At 38.8% G+C, this 14,165-nt stretch carries 14 protein-coding genes, 3 tRNA genes and 1 pseudogene; 13 read left to right on the plus strand and 5 right to left on the minus strand.

What is annotated here, in order from left to right:
- Nucleotides 1-55: 55 nt before the first annotated feature.
- Nucleotides 56-619 carry a DNA-3-methyladenine glycosylase I gene (locus tag DQN49_RS02185; protein WP_006995312.1) on the plus strand — a complete coding sequence of 188 codons (564 nt, stop codon included), beginning with the start codon at nucleotides 56-58 and terminating at the stop codon, nucleotides 617-619.
- On the opposite strand, the gene DQN49_RS02190 is transcribed toward DQN49_RS02185, so the two are convergent.
- Nucleotides 616-1,380, minus strand: coding sequence for a glycosyltransferase family 2 protein (locus tag DQN49_RS02190; protein WP_006995311.1), 765 nt, complete (start codon nucleotides 1,378-1,380; stop codon nucleotides 616-618). The genes DQN49_RS02185 and DQN49_RS02190 overlap by 4 nt on opposite strands.
- Nucleotides 1,381-1,442: 62 nt before the next feature.
- Here DQN49_RS02190 and waaA point away from each other — a divergent pair, with 62 nt between their 5' ends.
- From waaA to DQN49_RS02215, 5 genes and pseudogenes are all read left to right on the plus strand, one after another.
- Nucleotides 1,443-2,726, plus strand: a complete 1,284-nt coding sequence (waaA, locus tag DQN49_RS02195) for a lipid IV(A) 3-deoxy-D-manno-octulosonic acid transferase (protein WP_006995310.1) — start codon at nucleotides 1,443-1,445, stop codon at nucleotides 2,724-2,726.
- Nucleotides 2,723-3,193 (plus strand): pantetheine-phosphate adenylyltransferase, encoded by a 471-nt coding sequence (gene coaD, locus DQN49_RS02200; protein ID WP_006995309.1) that lies wholly within the window; start codon nucleotides 2,723-2,725, stop codon nucleotides 3,191-3,193. Before waaA ends, coaD begins: the two co-directional genes overlap by 4 nt.
- Nucleotides 3,190-3,402, plus strand: coding sequence for a YceK/YidQ family lipoprotein (locus DQN49_RS02205; protein WP_005654525.1), 213 nt, complete (start codon nucleotides 3,190-3,192; stop codon nucleotides 3,400-3,402). The genes coaD and DQN49_RS02205 overlap by 4 nt, the downstream gene beginning before the upstream one ends.
- Nucleotides 3,403-3,407: 5 nt before the next feature.
- Nucleotides 3,408-5,420: a DNA helicase Rep gene (gene rep / locus DQN49_RS02210; RefSeq protein ID WP_006995308.1), complete on the plus strand. Its 2,013-nt coding sequence runs from the start codon at nucleotides 3,408-3,410 to the stop codon at nucleotides 5,418-5,420.
- Nucleotides 5,421-5,706: 286 nt separating this feature from the next.
- Nucleotides 5,707-6,263: pseudogene (locus tag DQN49_RS02215) on the plus strand (NAD(P)H-dependent oxidoreductase).
- Nucleotides 6,264-6,325: 62 nt separating this feature from the next.
- On the opposite strand, the gene rimO reads toward DQN49_RS02215, so the two are convergent.
- The gene (rimO, locus tag DQN49_RS02220; RefSeq protein ID WP_006995306.1) at nucleotides 6,326-7,663 is read right to left on the minus strand and encodes a 30S ribosomal protein S12 methylthiotransferase RimO; all 1,338 of its coding nucleotides are present in this window, start codon (nucleotides 7,661-7,663) and stop codon (nucleotides 6,326-6,328) included.
- A gap of 151 nt (nucleotides 7,664-7,814) precedes the next feature.
- Here rimO and DQN49_RS02225 point away from each other — a divergent pair, with 151 nt between their 5' ends.
- From DQN49_RS02225 to DQN49_RS02255, 7 genes are all read left to right on the plus strand, one after another.
- Nucleotides 7,815-8,531, plus strand: coding sequence for an MgtC/SapB family protein (locus tag DQN49_RS02225; protein WP_006995305.1), 717 nt, complete (start codon nucleotides 7,815-7,817; stop codon nucleotides 8,529-8,531).
- A 158-nt stretch (nucleotides 8,532-8,689) separates the two neighbouring features.
- Complete coding sequence (asd, locus tag DQN49_RS02230) at nucleotides 8,690-9,805, plus strand: aspartate-semialdehyde dehydrogenase (protein WP_006995304.1); 1,116 nt, start codon at nucleotides 8,690-8,692, stop codon at nucleotides 9,803-9,805.
- A 54-nt stretch (nucleotides 9,806-9,859) separates the two neighbouring features.
- The gene (locus DQN49_RS02235) at nucleotides 9,860-10,798 is read left to right on the plus strand and encodes an alpha/beta fold hydrolase (RefSeq protein ID WP_006995303.1); all 939 of its coding nucleotides are present in this window, start codon (nucleotides 9,860-9,862) and stop codon (nucleotides 10,796-10,798) included.
- 115 nt (nucleotides 10,799-10,913) lie between these two features.
- Nucleotides 10,914-11,007 (plus strand) — tRNA-Ser (locus DQN49_RS02240).
- A gap of 20 nt (nucleotides 11,008-11,027) precedes the next feature.
- A tRNA-Arg gene (locus DQN49_RS02245) sits at nucleotides 11,028-11,104 on the plus strand.
- Nucleotides 11,105-11,161: 57 nt separating this feature from the next.
- A tRNA-Arg gene (locus DQN49_RS02250) sits at nucleotides 11,162-11,238 on the plus strand.
- Between the two features lie 95 nt (nucleotides 11,239-11,333).
- Entirely contained in the window at nucleotides 11,334-11,645 is a 312-nt protein-coding gene (locus tag DQN49_RS02255) for a DUF5389 family protein (protein ID WP_006995302.1), read from the plus strand.
- Between the two features lie 40 nt (nucleotides 11,646-11,685).
- Here DQN49_RS02255 and glmU read toward each other — a convergent pair whose 3' ends face one another.
- The 3 genes from glmU to rplJ form a co-directional block, all read right to left on the minus strand.
- Nucleotides 11,686-13,056 (minus strand): bifunctional UDP-N-acetylglucosamine diphosphorylase/glucosamine-1-phosphate N-acetyltransferase GlmU, encoded by a 1,371-nt coding sequence (gene glmU / locus DQN49_RS02260; RefSeq protein WP_006995301.1) that lies wholly within the window; start codon nucleotides 13,054-13,056, stop codon nucleotides 11,686-11,688.
- 160 nt (nucleotides 13,057-13,216) lie between these two features.
- Nucleotides 13,217-13,588 carry a 50S ribosomal protein L7/L12 gene (gene rplL, locus DQN49_RS02265; RefSeq protein WP_005650892.1) on the minus strand — a complete coding sequence of 124 codons (372 nt, stop codon included), beginning with the start codon at nucleotides 13,586-13,588 and terminating at the stop codon, nucleotides 13,217-13,219.
- A 54-nt stretch (nucleotides 13,589-13,642) separates the two neighbouring features.
- Nucleotides 13,643-14,134, minus strand: a complete 492-nt coding sequence (gene rplJ / locus DQN49_RS02270) for a 50S ribosomal protein L10 (protein WP_005626605.1) — start codon at nucleotides 14,132-14,134, stop codon at nucleotides 13,643-13,645.
- Nucleotides 14,135-14,165: the final 31 nt, after the last annotated feature.

A 14,165-nucleotide genomic window follows, 5' to 3' on the forward strand; every position in this document is an offset into this window, starting at 1 on the left:
CTCGATCCACTTGGCTCGGAATATATCAAAATGTTTTATTTTGTCAAGTTTTAATATGCAACAAATAACCAGATGCCCTTGGGTTGGCGAACAACCTATTTATATTGATTATCATGACAAGGAATGGGGAAAGCCTGAATTCGACAGCCAAAAGCTATTTGAAAAAATTTGTTTGGAAGGGCAGCAAGCGGGGCTTTCGTGGATTACAGTTTTGAAAAAACGTGAATCTTACCGTGAGGCTTTTCATCAATTTGATCCGAAAAAAATCGCAAAAATGACCGCACTTGATATTGATGCTTGCATGCAAAATACAGGATTAATTCGCCATCGAGCCAAGTTAGAAGCCATTGTTAAAAATGCGAAAGCTTATTTGGCAATGGAAAAGTGCGGTGAAAATTTCAGTGATTTTATTTGGTCATTTGTAAATCATAAACCGATTGTCAATGATGTGCCTGATTTGCGAATTGTGCCAACTAAAACAGAAGCATCGAAAGCACTTTCTAAAGCCTTAAAAAAACGTGGTTTCGTCTTTGTTGGCGAAACCACGTGCTATGCTTTTATGCAATCTATGGGGCTGGTGGACGATCATTTAAATGATTGTCCTTGCAAAACTCGCTAGTGTTTATGCTGATCGCGCTCCCATAAATCGGCGTATTTTACAAAGGTTGAATGCGCTGATAACACCGCTAATAAAAATCCTTGTTTGCCATCTAAAAAACCCGCTTTTAACAAATACATCTTCATAAAACAACCAAGCGCGTGCGAAATTCCTTGCCAAAGTGTGGCTTTTTTTCCTTTAGCTTGGCGTTGGTCTGCCCAGGCTTTGGCATAACCTGCGGATTTCACTAGATAATGATGGATACTTTTATAAGTGAAATGCTCTAAATCCCCTGTCAATTTTTCTACTTTTGTGCCAGCTGGAAATTCCACTTTTTCATGTACAAGTGAATCATTATATTGTGCATAGTTTGTGCGATAGAGGCGAACTACATAATCGGGATACCAGCCTGAATGGCGAATTTCACGTCCAAATACTTCACTCACTCGTGGAATTTCATAAACGGTATTTTCTCGATCATTTTTAACCGCACTTAAGATAGCCTGTTGTAGCTTGGGTGTAACGCGTTCGTCTGCATCTAGCCAAAGTACATAATCACTGGTTACATATTGTTGGGCTAATTGGCGTTGTTTACCAAATCCTTGCCAGTTGCTATTTTCATAGAATTTCGCCCCATAACTGAGCGCAATTTCTTTAGTGTTATCTGTGCTACCAGAATCTAGAATGATAATCTCATCCACCCAATCTTTTACGGTATCTAAGCAATTGGCGAGGTCTTGTGCTTCATTTTTTACAATCATTGCAACGCTAATTGTAGGCATATTTTCAATCCTTTTTTTGCTATACTAGCCGAAATTTTTTTAAGTATAACCGAATTTCATTTATGTGGCGTTTTTTTTATACCAGCTTGCTTTTAATTTGCCAGCCGTTGATATTGTGTTTTATTGGCTTGCTCAGTGTTAAATCCCCACGTTATCGTCAGCGTTTGGCTGAACGTTATGGTTTTTATGGCAATGCGTCTTGCCCACCACCACAAGGGATCTTTATCCACGCCGCCTCCGTAGGGGAAGTGATTGCTGCGACACCGCTGGTTCGTCAATTGCAACAAGATTATCCGCATTTATCCATTACTTTTACAACTTTTACGCCCACAGGTTCAGAGCGCGTCAAAGCCACTTTTGGAGACAGAGTTTTTCATTATTATCTTCCCTTTGATTTGCCTTTTTCGATCCAGCGTTTTATTAATTTTGTACAACCTAAATTATGTATCGTGATGGAAACAGAACTTTGGCCTAATCTTATTCATCAATTATTTTTACGCAATATTCCATTTGTTATCGCTAATGCACGTTTATCTGCGCGTTCTGCGCATCGTTACGGAAAAATAAAAGCGCACTTACAAACAATGTGGTCGCAAATTAGCTTGATTGCAGCACAGGATAACATTAGCGGAAAACGCTATGCCACTTTGGGCTATCCAAAGGAAAAATTGAATATCACGGGCAATATTAAATATGATCTCAACACGAATGATGAACTATTACGTAAAATTGATTCATTGCGAACGCTTTGGAAGCAAGATCGCCCAATATGGATTGCTGCCAGCACGCATAATGGAGAAGATGAAATCATTTTAAAATCTCACCGCACTTTGTTAGCAAAATACCCAAATTTATTGTTATTGCTCGTTCCACGCCATCCAGAGCGTTTTAATATGGTGGCTGATTTACTTAAAAAGGAAAAATTTCAATTTATTCGTCGTTCCACAAATGAATTACCAAATGAGAATACTCAAGTGATTTTGGGCGATAGTATGGGCGAACTGATGTTGATGTATGGCATTTCCGATATTGCTTTTGTGGGTGGAAGCCTTGTGAAACACGGGGGGCATAATCCTTTAGAACCTCTTGCATTTAAAATGCCAGTAATTACTGGCAAGCATACTTTCAATTTTCCCGAGATATTTAGAATGTTGGTGGAAGTGCAAGGTGTGTTGGAAGTTAATTCCACCGCAGATGCCTTAGAACGCGCAGTAGAAGCCTTATTAAACTCAAAAGAAGCCCGCGAACGTTTAGGCAATGCTGGCTATGAAGTGCTGATGGAAAACCGAGGGGCATTACAGCGTTTGTTAGATTTATTAAAACCTTATTTGGAGCGCAATGTATGACGAGTGTGATTTATCCTGGTACTTTTGATCCGATTACGAATGGTCATTTAGACATTATTGAAAGAAGTGCGGTAATTTTTCCTCGTGTTTTAGTGGCGGTGGCGAATAGCCCAAGTAAAAAGCCACTATTTTCTTTGGAGGAACGCGTAGAACTTGTTCGTCAATCTGTTGTGCATTTATCCAATGTGGAAGTGTTTGGCTTTTCTGATTTGTTGGCAAATGTGATTAAACAGCACAATATTTCTGCCATTATTCGCGGCGTACGCACAACAACAGATTTTGAATATGAACTGCAATTGGCTGCCCTTAATCGTTTACTCACAAAAGGCGTAGATAGTCTGTTTTTCCCACCAGTAGAAAAATGGGCGTTTGTTTCTTCCTCCATTGTGCGTGAAATTTATTTGCACGGCGGCGATGTGGCAGAGCTAGTGCCTGTGTCTGTGTTCAATGCGTTAAAAGCACGATGATAAAAACCTTTATTTTTTTAACCGCACTTATCGTTTTATCTGGTTGTGGTTCCGTGGTCAAACTTATCGATCCAACAGAAAAATATACCGCCTATGCAGGGGTTGCTTATGATCTTGAAATGGCTCAACAATGGGGATTGCCAATCTTAGATTTGCCTCTCTCATTTTTATTAGACACTGTATTACTGCCCTATGCGTGGGCTCAATAATTCTTATGAAACTCAATCCTCAACAACAACAAGCCGTTGAATATGTGACAGGCCCTTGTCTTGTGCTTGCTGGTGCAGGCTCTGGTAAAACTCGCGTAATCATTAATAAAATCGCCCATTTAATTGAAAAGTGCGGTTATTCTCCGAAACAAATTGCCGCCGTCACTTTTACGAATAAAGCCGCACGCGAGATGAAAGAGCGTGTGGCTCATTCCATTGGCAAAGAGCAATCTAAAGGCTTGCTTGTTTCCACTTTTCATACGCTCGGTTTTGACATTATTAAGCGTGAATATAAAGCGTTGGGCTTTAAATCAAATATGACCTTGTTTGATGAGCACGATCAATTTGCGTTGTTAAAAGAGCTAACCGCTGATGTGTTAAAAGAAGATAAGGATTTATTGCGTGAGCTAATTTCAGTGATTTCTAACTGGAAGAATGATTTGATTTCGCCAAAACAGGCATTTGCGTTGGCGCGTGATGCTAAATATCAAACTTTCGCAAAATGTTATGAACGTTACGCCACACAAATTCGAGCTTACAACGCTCTCGATTTTGATGATTTGATTATGCTGCCGACGTTGTTGTTCAAGCAAAATGAAGAAGTGCGGTCAAGATGGCAGGCAAAAATTCGTTATTTGTTGGTGGATGAATATCAAGACACCAACACCAGTCAATATGAACTGATTAAACTTTTAGTGGGTGATCGCATTTGTTTCACTGTGGTGGGCGATGATGACCAATCTATTTATTCGTGGCGTGGCGCACGACCAGAAAATATGGTGCGTTTACGCGATGATTTCCCTCGTTTGAACGTGATTAAGCTAGAGCAAAATTACCGTTCAACCCAGCGTATTTTGCATTGTGCCAATATTTTGATTGATAACAATGAGCACGTGTTTGATAAGAAACTTTTTTCAACCATTGGCGAAGGGGAAAAATTGCTTGTTATTGAAGCAAAAAATGAAGAACACGAAGCAGAGCAGATTGTCGCAGAGTTGATCGCCCATCGTTTTAGCCGTAAAACTAAATATAAAGATTATGCGATTTTGTACCGAGGCAATCATCAATCCCGATTACTCGAAAAAGTACTGATGCAAAACCGTATTCCTTACAAAATTTCGGGTGGTACGTCTTTTTTCTCCCGTGCAGAAATCAAAGATATGATGGCGTATTTGCGCTTGGTGGTAAATCAAGATGATGACGCAGCATTCCTGCGTATTGTAAATACACCGAAGCGTGAAATTGGCACCGCAACCTTACAAAAACTTGGCGAGTTGGCTCAAGAAAAACACATCAGTTTGTTTGATGCTATTTTTGAGTTTGAGCTTATTCAACGCATTACACCAAAAGCCTATGATTCATTGCAAAAATTTGGCCGTTGGATTGTAGAACTTAATGATGAAATTCAACGTTCTGAGCCAGAACGTGCGGTACGTTCAATGTTATCTGTGATTCATTATGAAGAATATTTGTACGAATACGCAACAAGCCCTAAAGCGGCAGAAATGCAAAGTAAGAATGTCGCCACGTTATTTGACTGGGTTGCGGATATGTTAAAAGGCGATGAAACCAATGAGCCGATGAACCTTAATCAAGTGGTAACCCGCCTGACATTACGGGATATGTTAGAGCGAAGCGAAGACGATGACGACAGCGATCAAGTTCAACTGATGACATTACACGCATCTAAAGGATTGGAATTTCCTTATGTTTATTTAATCGGTATGGAGGAGGGCATTTTGCCCCACCAAACTAGCATTGATGAAGATAACGTGGAAGAAGAACGCCGCTTGGCTTATGTGGGTATCACAAGAGCGCAAAAAGAACTCACTTTTTCTTTATGTCGAGAACGCCGTCAATATGGCGAATTAGTTCGCCCAGAACCAAGCCGATTTTTAGCTGAATTACCTAATGACGATGTGCTATGGGAACGCGATAAACCAAAACTCACCACCGAGCAAAAACAAGAAAAAACACAAAACCAACTTGATAGATTGAGGGCGATTTTGAAAAGTTAATAAAAATCGGCAGGAAATTTTCTGCCGATTTTTTATTTTAAAAGTGCGGTCATTTTTCGTTTAATTTCCACCAATTTTTTACCGCACTTTCAATTCCAGCTAATGTAGCCAATGTAGGGTGGGCGTAAGCCCACGCGTTTAACTAGGGTTTATTCCCACCCTACGGGCTGTAATCTTCCTTATAGTCTAGAAATAACGTGGCAGACAAATATACTTTTAAAAATTAACGTAAAAAGGCATAATGGCAGCCCCATTTTTTATAATTATTTATTTTAGGAGCAAAAAGATGAATATTTTATTATTAGACGGCGGTAAGGCGTTTGGTCATTCTCACGGCGAGTTGAACCACACGCTTCACAAAAACTTGGACACAATGTCAAAGAAACTGTAATTGATGCTGGTTATGACGTTGAAGCTGAAATCGAAAAATTCTTGTGGATGGATGCCGTGATTTGGCAAATGCCGAGCTGGTGGATGCATGAGCCTTGGACAGTGAAAAAATACATAGACGAAGTATTAACCAGTGGGTACGGCAAGTTATATCACAGTGATGGCAGACACAGCGTTAATCCAACCGAGGGCTATGGCACAGGCGGCTTGTTGCAAGGCAAAAAACACATGCTTTCACTGACTTGGAATGCACCGATTGAAGCCTTTACCCGCGAAAGCGATTTCTTTGAAGGCAAAGGCGTGGATGTTTTGTATATGCATTTCCACAAACTCAACGAGTTCATCGGCTTGACTCGCCTGCCGACATTCTTATGTAACGATGTGGTTAAAAGTCCGCAAGTAGAACAATACTTAGCAGACTACCAAGCACACTTGGAAAAAGTGTTCGGCTAATAAAAAATCCATCTTCAATACGAAGATGGATTTTTTGTTTATTTCGTTGAGATTGTTGTTACTTAACAACTGCCCCACAAATCATATTCATCAGAATTTGTGATAGTTACTTTAATCACGTCACCGACTTTGACATTGATTCGGCTTAAATTATCTACGTAAACTAACCCATCTACTTCAGGGGCATCGGCTTTTGAACGACCAATAATACCATCTTCGTCAATTTCATCCACTAATACATCAAGGGTTTTACCAATTTTTTGTTTTAAACGGTTTGCAGAAATTTCTTGTTGTAATTGCATGAAGCGATGGAAACGTTCTTCTTTCACATCTTCTGGTACTTGATCAGCCATATCTGTTGCGGGTGCACCTTCAACAGGGCTGAATTTGAAACAGCCTACGCGATCAAGTTGGGCTTCTTTTAAGAAATCGAGTAATAATTGGAAATCTTCTTCCGTTTCGCCAGGGAAACCAACAATAAAGGTGGAGCGTAATGTTAAATCTGGGCAAATTTCACGCCATTGTTTAATGCGTTCTAAAGTGCGGTCAATACTGCCTGGTCTTTTCATTGCTTTTAAGATTTTAGGACTGGCGTGTTGTAATGGAATGTCTAAATACGGCAAGAGCGTACCGTCAGCCATTAATGGAATTAAATCATCCACATGGGGATAGGGATACACATAATGTAAGCGAACCCAAATGCCAAGTTTGCCAAGTTGTTTACAAAGCGTCATTAAATCATTCTTAATTGGCATGCCATTCCAGAAAGCTGTTTTTACACCGCCCTCTTGGCGTTTTAAATCCATCGAATAAGCAGAAGTGTCTTGTGATACCACAAGTAATTCTTTTACGCCTGCTTCGGCTAAACGTTTTGCTTCGTCCAAAACTTGCGTAATAGAACGGCTTTCTAAATCGCCACGCATAGATGGAATAATGCAGAACGTACAACGGTGATCACAGCCTTCAGAGATTTTCAAATAGGCATAATGTTTTGGTGTCAGTTTTACGCCTTGTTTTGGTACTAAGCTGATGTAAGGGTTATGTGTCGGTTTTGGCACGTATTTGTGTACTTGTGCCATCACTGCTTCATAACTATGTGGGCCACTGACTTCCAAAACCTTAGGATGCACTTCACGAATTTGGTCTTCTTTTGCCCCCAAACAGCCAGTCACGATAACTCGCCCATTTTCTTCTAATGCTTCGCCAATCGATTCTAGGGATTCCTGAACCGCGCTATCAATAAAACCACAGGTGTTCACAATCACTAAATCGACATTTTCATAGCTTGGCACAATGTTGTAACCATCGGTGCGTAGTTCCGTTAAGATTCGTTCAGAATCTACTAAGTTTTTTGGGCAGCCAAGGCTTACAAAGCCAATGCTTGGGGTTGAATTTTGCATAAAATAACCGTTCTTTCGCTCTATAAAATTTCAAACGCAAGATTCTACTCAATTTTCGCAAGAAAAGCGATAAATTAAAGGCTTGGAAGGGTAAAGATTTTAAGCTAAGTGATGTAGAATAGACGAGTATGTCGGACTTATTTTTATCATTATGGAAAATTCATCTTTACTTTTAACCGCACTTTTCAATCCTGATCACTTAATTATTTTTAGCAAAATGCTATTAGCGATGGTGCTTGGCAGTGTTATTGGCTTAGAACGTGAACTTAAACGTAAGCCTGTGGGTGTAAAAACTTGCGCCATTATTGCCGTTACCACTTGTGTGCTAACCATTGTTTCAATTCAAGCCGCAGAGCATTATGCACAAGTTTCAGAAAATATTCGTACGGATCCAATGCGTCTTGCGGCTCAAGTGATTAGTGGCATCGGTTTTTTAGGTGCTGGTGTGATTTTGCATAAGAAAAATGATGCGATTTCAGGTTTAACCACTGCGGCGATTATTTGGGCTTCTGCGGGGATCGGTATTGCTGCTGGGGCAGGTTTCGTGTTTGATGCGGTTATCGCCACTATGATGATTTTGGTGTCTATTCGATTAAGTCCATTAGTGCAACGTTGGGTTCATCGTAAATCACAACGTCGTCGGACGAAATTCAATATTCTTGTCAATGATGCGGAAAGCATAGGGAAAGTTACCCAATTGTTAGTAAATAATCAGTATCGTATTGAACATATACAAGTCAAAGATCAAAGTAGTGGAGAAGTGCGGTTACAAATTCGTTGCTTTTCCATTGATTCCACAATGTTGAAAGATGCGTATGCTTTACTTAAAGCAGAAGATGGCGTAATAAGTGTTGAAGTAGATAACTAGAAAAAGAGTGATTAAATTAAATTTTCTTTTAAATTAACTACACTTTTTTATTTAATTTCTTTCACAAAAGATCAATTTTCATTAAAAATACTTGATTTTGCTAACGCTATCTTGTAATTAATAATGCTATTCAAACACAACAAACTAAGGAAACAACAATGAAAAATGTAGGCTTTATCGGCTGGCGCGGGATGGTGGGTTCCGTATTAATGGATCGTATGTCGCAGGAAAATGATTTTGCGAATCTTAATCCGGTATTTTTTACAACTTCACAAGCAGGTCAAAAAGCACCTGTTTTTGGTGGCAAGGATGCAGGCGACCTGAAAAGTGCATTCGATATTGAAGAACTTAAAAAATTAGACATTATCGTGACTTGCCAAGGTGGCGATTACACCAATGAAGTCTATCCAAAATTAAAAGCAACAGGCTGGGATGGTTATTGGATTGATGCCGCTTCTGCGTTGCGTATGAAAGATGATGCAATTATTGTGCTTGATCCAGTAAACCAACACGTGATTTCTGAAGGCTTAAAAAAAGGTATTAAAACTTTCGTGGGCGGTAACTGTACAGTAAGTTTAATGTTGATGGCTATCGGCGGTCTATTTGAAAAAGATTTAGTGGAATGGGTATCTGTTGCAACTTACCAAGCGGCTTCAGGTGCTGGCGCAAAAAATATGCGTGAATTACTTTCACAAATGGGCTTATTAGAACAAGCGGTTTCAAGTGAATTAAAAGACCCAGCTTCATCTATTTTAGATATTGAACGTAAAGTGACGGCAGAAATGCGTGCTGATAACTTCCCAACGGATAACTTTGGCGCGGCATTGGGCGGTAGCTTAATCCCTTGGATTGACAAACTTCTTCCTGAAACAGGGCAAACTAAAGAAGAATGGAAAGGTTATGCAGAAACCAACAAAATCTTAGGTTTAAGCGACAATCCAATTCCTGTTGATGGTTTATGTGTGCGTATCGGTGCATTACGTTGCCATAGCCAAGCGTTTACCATCAAACTGAAAAAAGACTTACCATTAGAAGAAATCGAACAAATTATTGCATCACATAATGAATGGGTAAAAGTAATTCCAAACGACAAAGAAATCACATTGCGTGAATTAACGCCAGCTAAAGTAACAGGTACATTAAGTGTGCCAGTGGGGCGTTTACGTAAATTGGCTATGGGGCCTGAATATTTGGCAGCTTTTACCGTGGGTGACCAATTATTATGGGGTGCGGCAGAGCCAGTTCGCCGTATTTTAAAACAATTAGTGGCATAAATTTTACTTTCACTACAAAGGGCGTATTTACTACGCCCTTTTCATTAAAAAATTATGATCAGAGAACCTTATTTTCATCAATTTGCTCTTGCAGAATTATTGCCTTTTTTTGAGCAATTTCCTACCCAATATCTTTCTGGTAAACGAAATATAAAATTAGCTTATCGTCATTTGATTCAACCTGAAAGTGCGGTCAGAAAATTGATGATTTTAGTAAATGGTCGTGCTGAAAATATGTTGAAATGGTCAGAGCTCGCTTATGATTTTTATCATCAAGGTTATGATGTATTGCTATTTGATCATCGCGGTCAAGGCTATTCACAGCGTATTATTCCTCAAAAAGGGCATTTAGATGAATTTCGTTTCTATATCGATGATATGGCGAAAATCATCGAAAAAGTAACCGCACTTTTCAGCTATTCAACGCAGCATTTGCTTGCTCATTCAATGGGCGCATTGATTGCAACCTATTATTTGGCAAATTATGATCATCACATTAATAAAGCGGTACTTTCTTCGCCTTTTTACGGTATTCTTTTAAAACATCCAATTAGAGATGAACTGATTATTACCCTAATGAATATTTTAGGACAAGGCGAGCGTTATGTTTTTGGTAAAGGGCCTTATCAACAAGCCCACTTGGAATACAATGAATTAACTTTCTGTAAAACCAGAATGAAATGGATGAATCGTGTAAATCGTAAAAATCCAGCAATTAATCTTGGCGGGCCAACATTCCGTTGGGTACATTTGTGTTTGAACGCAATTAAACGCTTGCCGAAAGTTATTCCTAAGATTGAAATTCCAATCCTAATTTTACAAGCCGAAAAAGAAAAAATAGTAGATAACAAAAATCTTGAAAAATTAACCGCACTTTTTCCGAATGCTCAATGTAAAGTTGTGTTCAATGCTAAACATGAAATTCTATTTGAACAGGACAAATTAAGAAAGGAAACAATATCTAAGATTTTAGTATTTTTGAATGATGAGTAGATTTTTATTCAATAATATATTTAATGTGTAGATAAAATATTCAAACAGGTGTGTTTTTCAAAAAATGGTTTGACATATTTTCTAAAAAACGTATTATACCGCTCACACTGATTGTGGTGAGATGGCCGAGCAGGCTGAAGGCGCTCCCCTGCTAAGGGAGTATGGGGTTAAAAGCTCCATCGAGGGTTCGAATCCCTCTCTCACCGCCATTGTTTGTTTTATTTATTCTGCACCCGTAGCTCAGCTGGATAGAGTACTCGGCTACGAACCGAGCGGTCAGAGGTTCGAATCCTCTCGGGTGCGCCATTTTTAAAACGACTCTATCTTATTAAAGTGGTTATGAATAATTAAAGCATCATCTACGCACCCGTAGCTCAGCTGGATAGAGTACTCGGCTACGAACCGAGCGGTCAAAGGTTCGAATCCTTTCGGGTGCGCCATTTCTACATTGTTACTTTCATTAAAATATTCTTTACTATTCAACATATTTATTATATTTCTTTCTTGTATCTATTTATTTTTAATTATTTAAAATATGAAAAAACAATCTTTACCAACTAAATTTAGTCCATTTGCTTGGGGTCTTGCTGCCTTTTGTTCGCCTATATTATTGTGTCCAATGGCATTATTAATTTCTACAGCATTTAGTAAAAATCCCTATCTATCAAGCTGGCAAATCAATTTATTTTCAACGCTTTTTTGGGTTTATCCCTTTATTCTAGCTGTTACAGCTAGAATGCTATACCGTCTTCATCAACATAAACCTAAACTAGCAAATAAATTATTAACATTAAGTGCGGTCATTTTTTATGTGATTTTCATTACGATTTGTAAAATTGGTTTATAAAAAAATCCTACGATAATACGTAGGATTTTTTTATGCTATTTTATTTTTTCTTTATTGGTCGTTGCCAACCTTGAATATGTCGTTGAGCAACTCTTGTAATCACTAATTCATTTTCGCCAACATCACGTGTAATTGTAGTCCCAGCACCAATAGTTGCGCCATTTGCGACTTTCACTGGCGCGACTAATTGTGTATCAGATCCCACAAATACATCATTACCGATGATCGTTTTAAATTTATTTGCGCCATCGTAGTTACAGGTGATGACACCCGCACCAATATTACAATTTGAGCCTATTTCTGAATCGCCAACATAAGTTAGATGATTTACTTTAGAACCTTTACCAACGGTAGATTTTTTAATTTCTACAAAGTTACCTACATGCGTTTCAGCTGCAAGTTCTGCACCTGGACGTAAACGAGAAAATGGACCAATTGCTGCTTTTTCTCCTACTATAGAATCCTCTAGTACTGAATAGGGTTTTATTTCTACATCATTGCCAATAACAACATTTTTCAATACGCAACCTGCGCCAATTTTTACGCGATCACCGAGTTTAACATTACCTTCGATAATAACATTAACATCGATTTCCACATCTTTTCCATGCTCTAATGTTCCACGTAGATCAAAACGAGCGGGATCGTAGATCATTACGCCTTCAAGTAATAATTTGGAGGCTTGTTTATTTTGGAGATAACGTTCAAGTGCGGCTAATTGTAAGCGATTATTTGCGCCTTCAACTTCCATGACATCTGTTGCTTGTACAGCAACAACTTGACAATTATCTTGGTTTGCGAGAGCAATAAGATCCGTTAAGTAATATTCGCCTTGAGCATTATTATTGCCTACACGAGCTAGCCATTTTTTGAAACTTGCACCATCAGATACCATAACGCCAGTATTGACTTCTTTAATATTTAGTTGATCTGCATTTGCATCTTTTTGTTCTACAATGGCTACAACATTCCCATTTTCACGGATAATTCGTCCATAGCCTGTTGGGTTATCTAAATTTACGGTAAGCAATGCAATGCCATTTTCTGGTTTCTCTTCAATTAATTTTTCTAATGTTTCTTTCGTTATTAATGGTGCATCGCCGTAAAGTACAACAATGTTTTCGTTATCCTTAAAAAAAGGAGCTGCTTGTTGAACTGCATGTGCTGTGCCAAGTTGTTCTGTTTGTAATACCCAATTTACTTGTTCATTCGCAAGATGGGTACGCATTAAGTCCCCACCGTGACCATAGATTAAATGAATATTTTCTGAGCCTAATTGATGGGCAGTATCAATCACGTGTTTTACCATTGGTTTACCCGCAATTGTATGTAGCACTTTGGGTAAATCAGAATACATACGAGTACCTTTTCCAGCTGCTAAAATTACCGCACTTAATGCTTTTTTTGTCATAAATTTTCTCTTTATTCATCAATAACAACGGGTAATATTCTATCTTAGAAAGATAGCAAATGGTAAGTTTTTAAGTAAAAGCTATAACAAACTTTTATATAAGAAAAAACCGATGGTTTCCCATCGGTTTTTTTGAATTTTAAAGTGGTTAAAATAGAAATTATTTAACTTCTACTTCTGCACCCGCTTCTTCTAATTCTTTCTTAAGTGCTTCAGCTTCTTCTTTAGAAACGCCTTCTTTTAAGTTAGCTGGAGCAGATTCAACTAAATCTTTAGCTTCTTTTAAGCCTAAACCAGTTGCACCACGTACTGCTTTAATTACTGCTACTTTGTTCGCACCTGCAGATTTAAGTACAACGTCGAATTCAGTTTTTTCTTCTGCTGCCGCTGCGCCGCCTGCTGCTGGAGCTGCTGCTACTGCTGCCGCTGCTGAAACACCGAATTTTTCTTCCATCGCTGCGATTAATTCAACGATTTCAGTTACAGTTTTTGAAGCAATCGCTTCAATGATTTGTTCGTTAGTTAATGACATAACAATCAATTCCTAAAATAAATAAAGTTAGATGAAGTAAGAAACGCTTAATGATTAAGCTGCTTCTTGTAATTTGTCGCGTAATGCCGCGAAGGTGCGAGCAAGTTTGCCTGCTGCAGCTTCTTTCATTGTGCCCATTAAACGTGCAATCGCTTCTTCGTAAGTTGGTAATGTTGCCAAGAATTCAACATCTTGGATTTTACCTTCAAAGGCTGCACCTTTAATTTCAAACTTATCGTTTGCTTTAGCAAACTCTTTGAACAAACGAGCAGCTGCGCCCGGGTGTTCGTTAGAGAACGCGATAAGTGTTGGACCTACAAACGTATCTTTTAAGCATTCGTAATCTGTGCCTTCAACTGCGCGACGTAATAAAGTATTACGAACTACACGCATTGTAACACCAGCTTCACGTGCTGATTTACGTAATTCAGTCATTTTCTCAACAGTTACACCGCGAGAATCCGCGATTACTGCTGAAAGTGCACCTTTGGCTGCTTCATTTACTTCAGCAACAATTGCTTGTTTGTCTTGAAGATTTAATGCCATTGGCTTTTAGCTCCTGAATACACTCCGATTA

The sequence above is a fragment of the Haemophilus aegyptius genome (assembly GCF_900475885.1).
GTDB classification, from domain to species: Bacteria; Pseudomonadota; Gammaproteobacteria; order Enterobacterales; family Pasteurellaceae; genus Haemophilus; species Haemophilus influenzae.

Coding starts and splice junctions, on each gene's coding strand:
- DQN49_RS02185 (WP_006995312.1), top strand. CDS start 56: ATGCAACAAATAACCAGATGCCCTTGGGTTGGCGAACAACCTATTTAT.
- DQN49_RS02190 (WP_006995311.1), bottom strand. CDS start 1,380: ATGCCTACAATTAGCGTTGCAATGATTGTAAAAAATGAAGCACAAGAC.
- waaA (WP_006995310.1), top strand. CDS start 1,443: ATGTGGCGTTTTTTTTATACCAGCTTGCTTTTAATTTGCCAGCCGTTG.
- coaD (WP_006995309.1), top strand. CDS start 2,723: ATGACGAGTGTGATTTATCCTGGTACTTTTGATCCGATTACGAATGGT.
- DQN49_RS02205 (WP_005654525.1), top strand. CDS start 3,190: ATGATAAAAACCTTTATTTTTTTAACCGCACTTATCGTTTTATCTGGT.
- rep (WP_006995308.1), top strand. CDS start 3,408: ATGAAACTCAATCCTCAACAACAACAAGCCGTTGAATATGTGACAGGC.
- rimO (WP_006995306.1), bottom strand. CDS start 7,663: ATGCAAAATTCAACCCCAAGCATTGGCTTTGTAAGCCTTGGCTGCCCA.
- DQN49_RS02225 (WP_006995305.1), top strand. CDS start 7,815: ATGGAAAATTCATCTTTACTTTTAACCGCACTTTTCAATCCTGATCAC.
- asd (WP_006995304.1), top strand. CDS start 8,690: ATGAAAAATGTAGGCTTTATCGGCTGGCGCGGGATGGTGGGTTCCGTA.
- DQN49_RS02235 (WP_006995303.1), top strand. CDS start 9,860: ATGATCAGAGAACCTTATTTTCATCAATTTGCTCTTGCAGAATTATTG.
- DQN49_RS02255 (WP_006995302.1), top strand. CDS start 11,334: ATGAAAAAACAATCTTTACCAACTAAATTTAGTCCATTTGCTTGGGGT.
- glmU (WP_006995301.1), bottom strand. CDS start 13,056: ATGACAAAAAAAGCATTAAGTGCGGTAATTTTAGCAGCTGGAAAAGGT.
- rplL (WP_005650892.1), bottom strand. CDS start 13,588: ATGTCATTAACTAACGAACAAATCATTGAAGCGATTGCTTCAAAAACT.
- rplJ (WP_005626605.1), bottom strand. CDS start 14,134: ATGGCATTAAATCTTCAAGACAAACAAGCAATTGTTGCTGAAGTAAAT.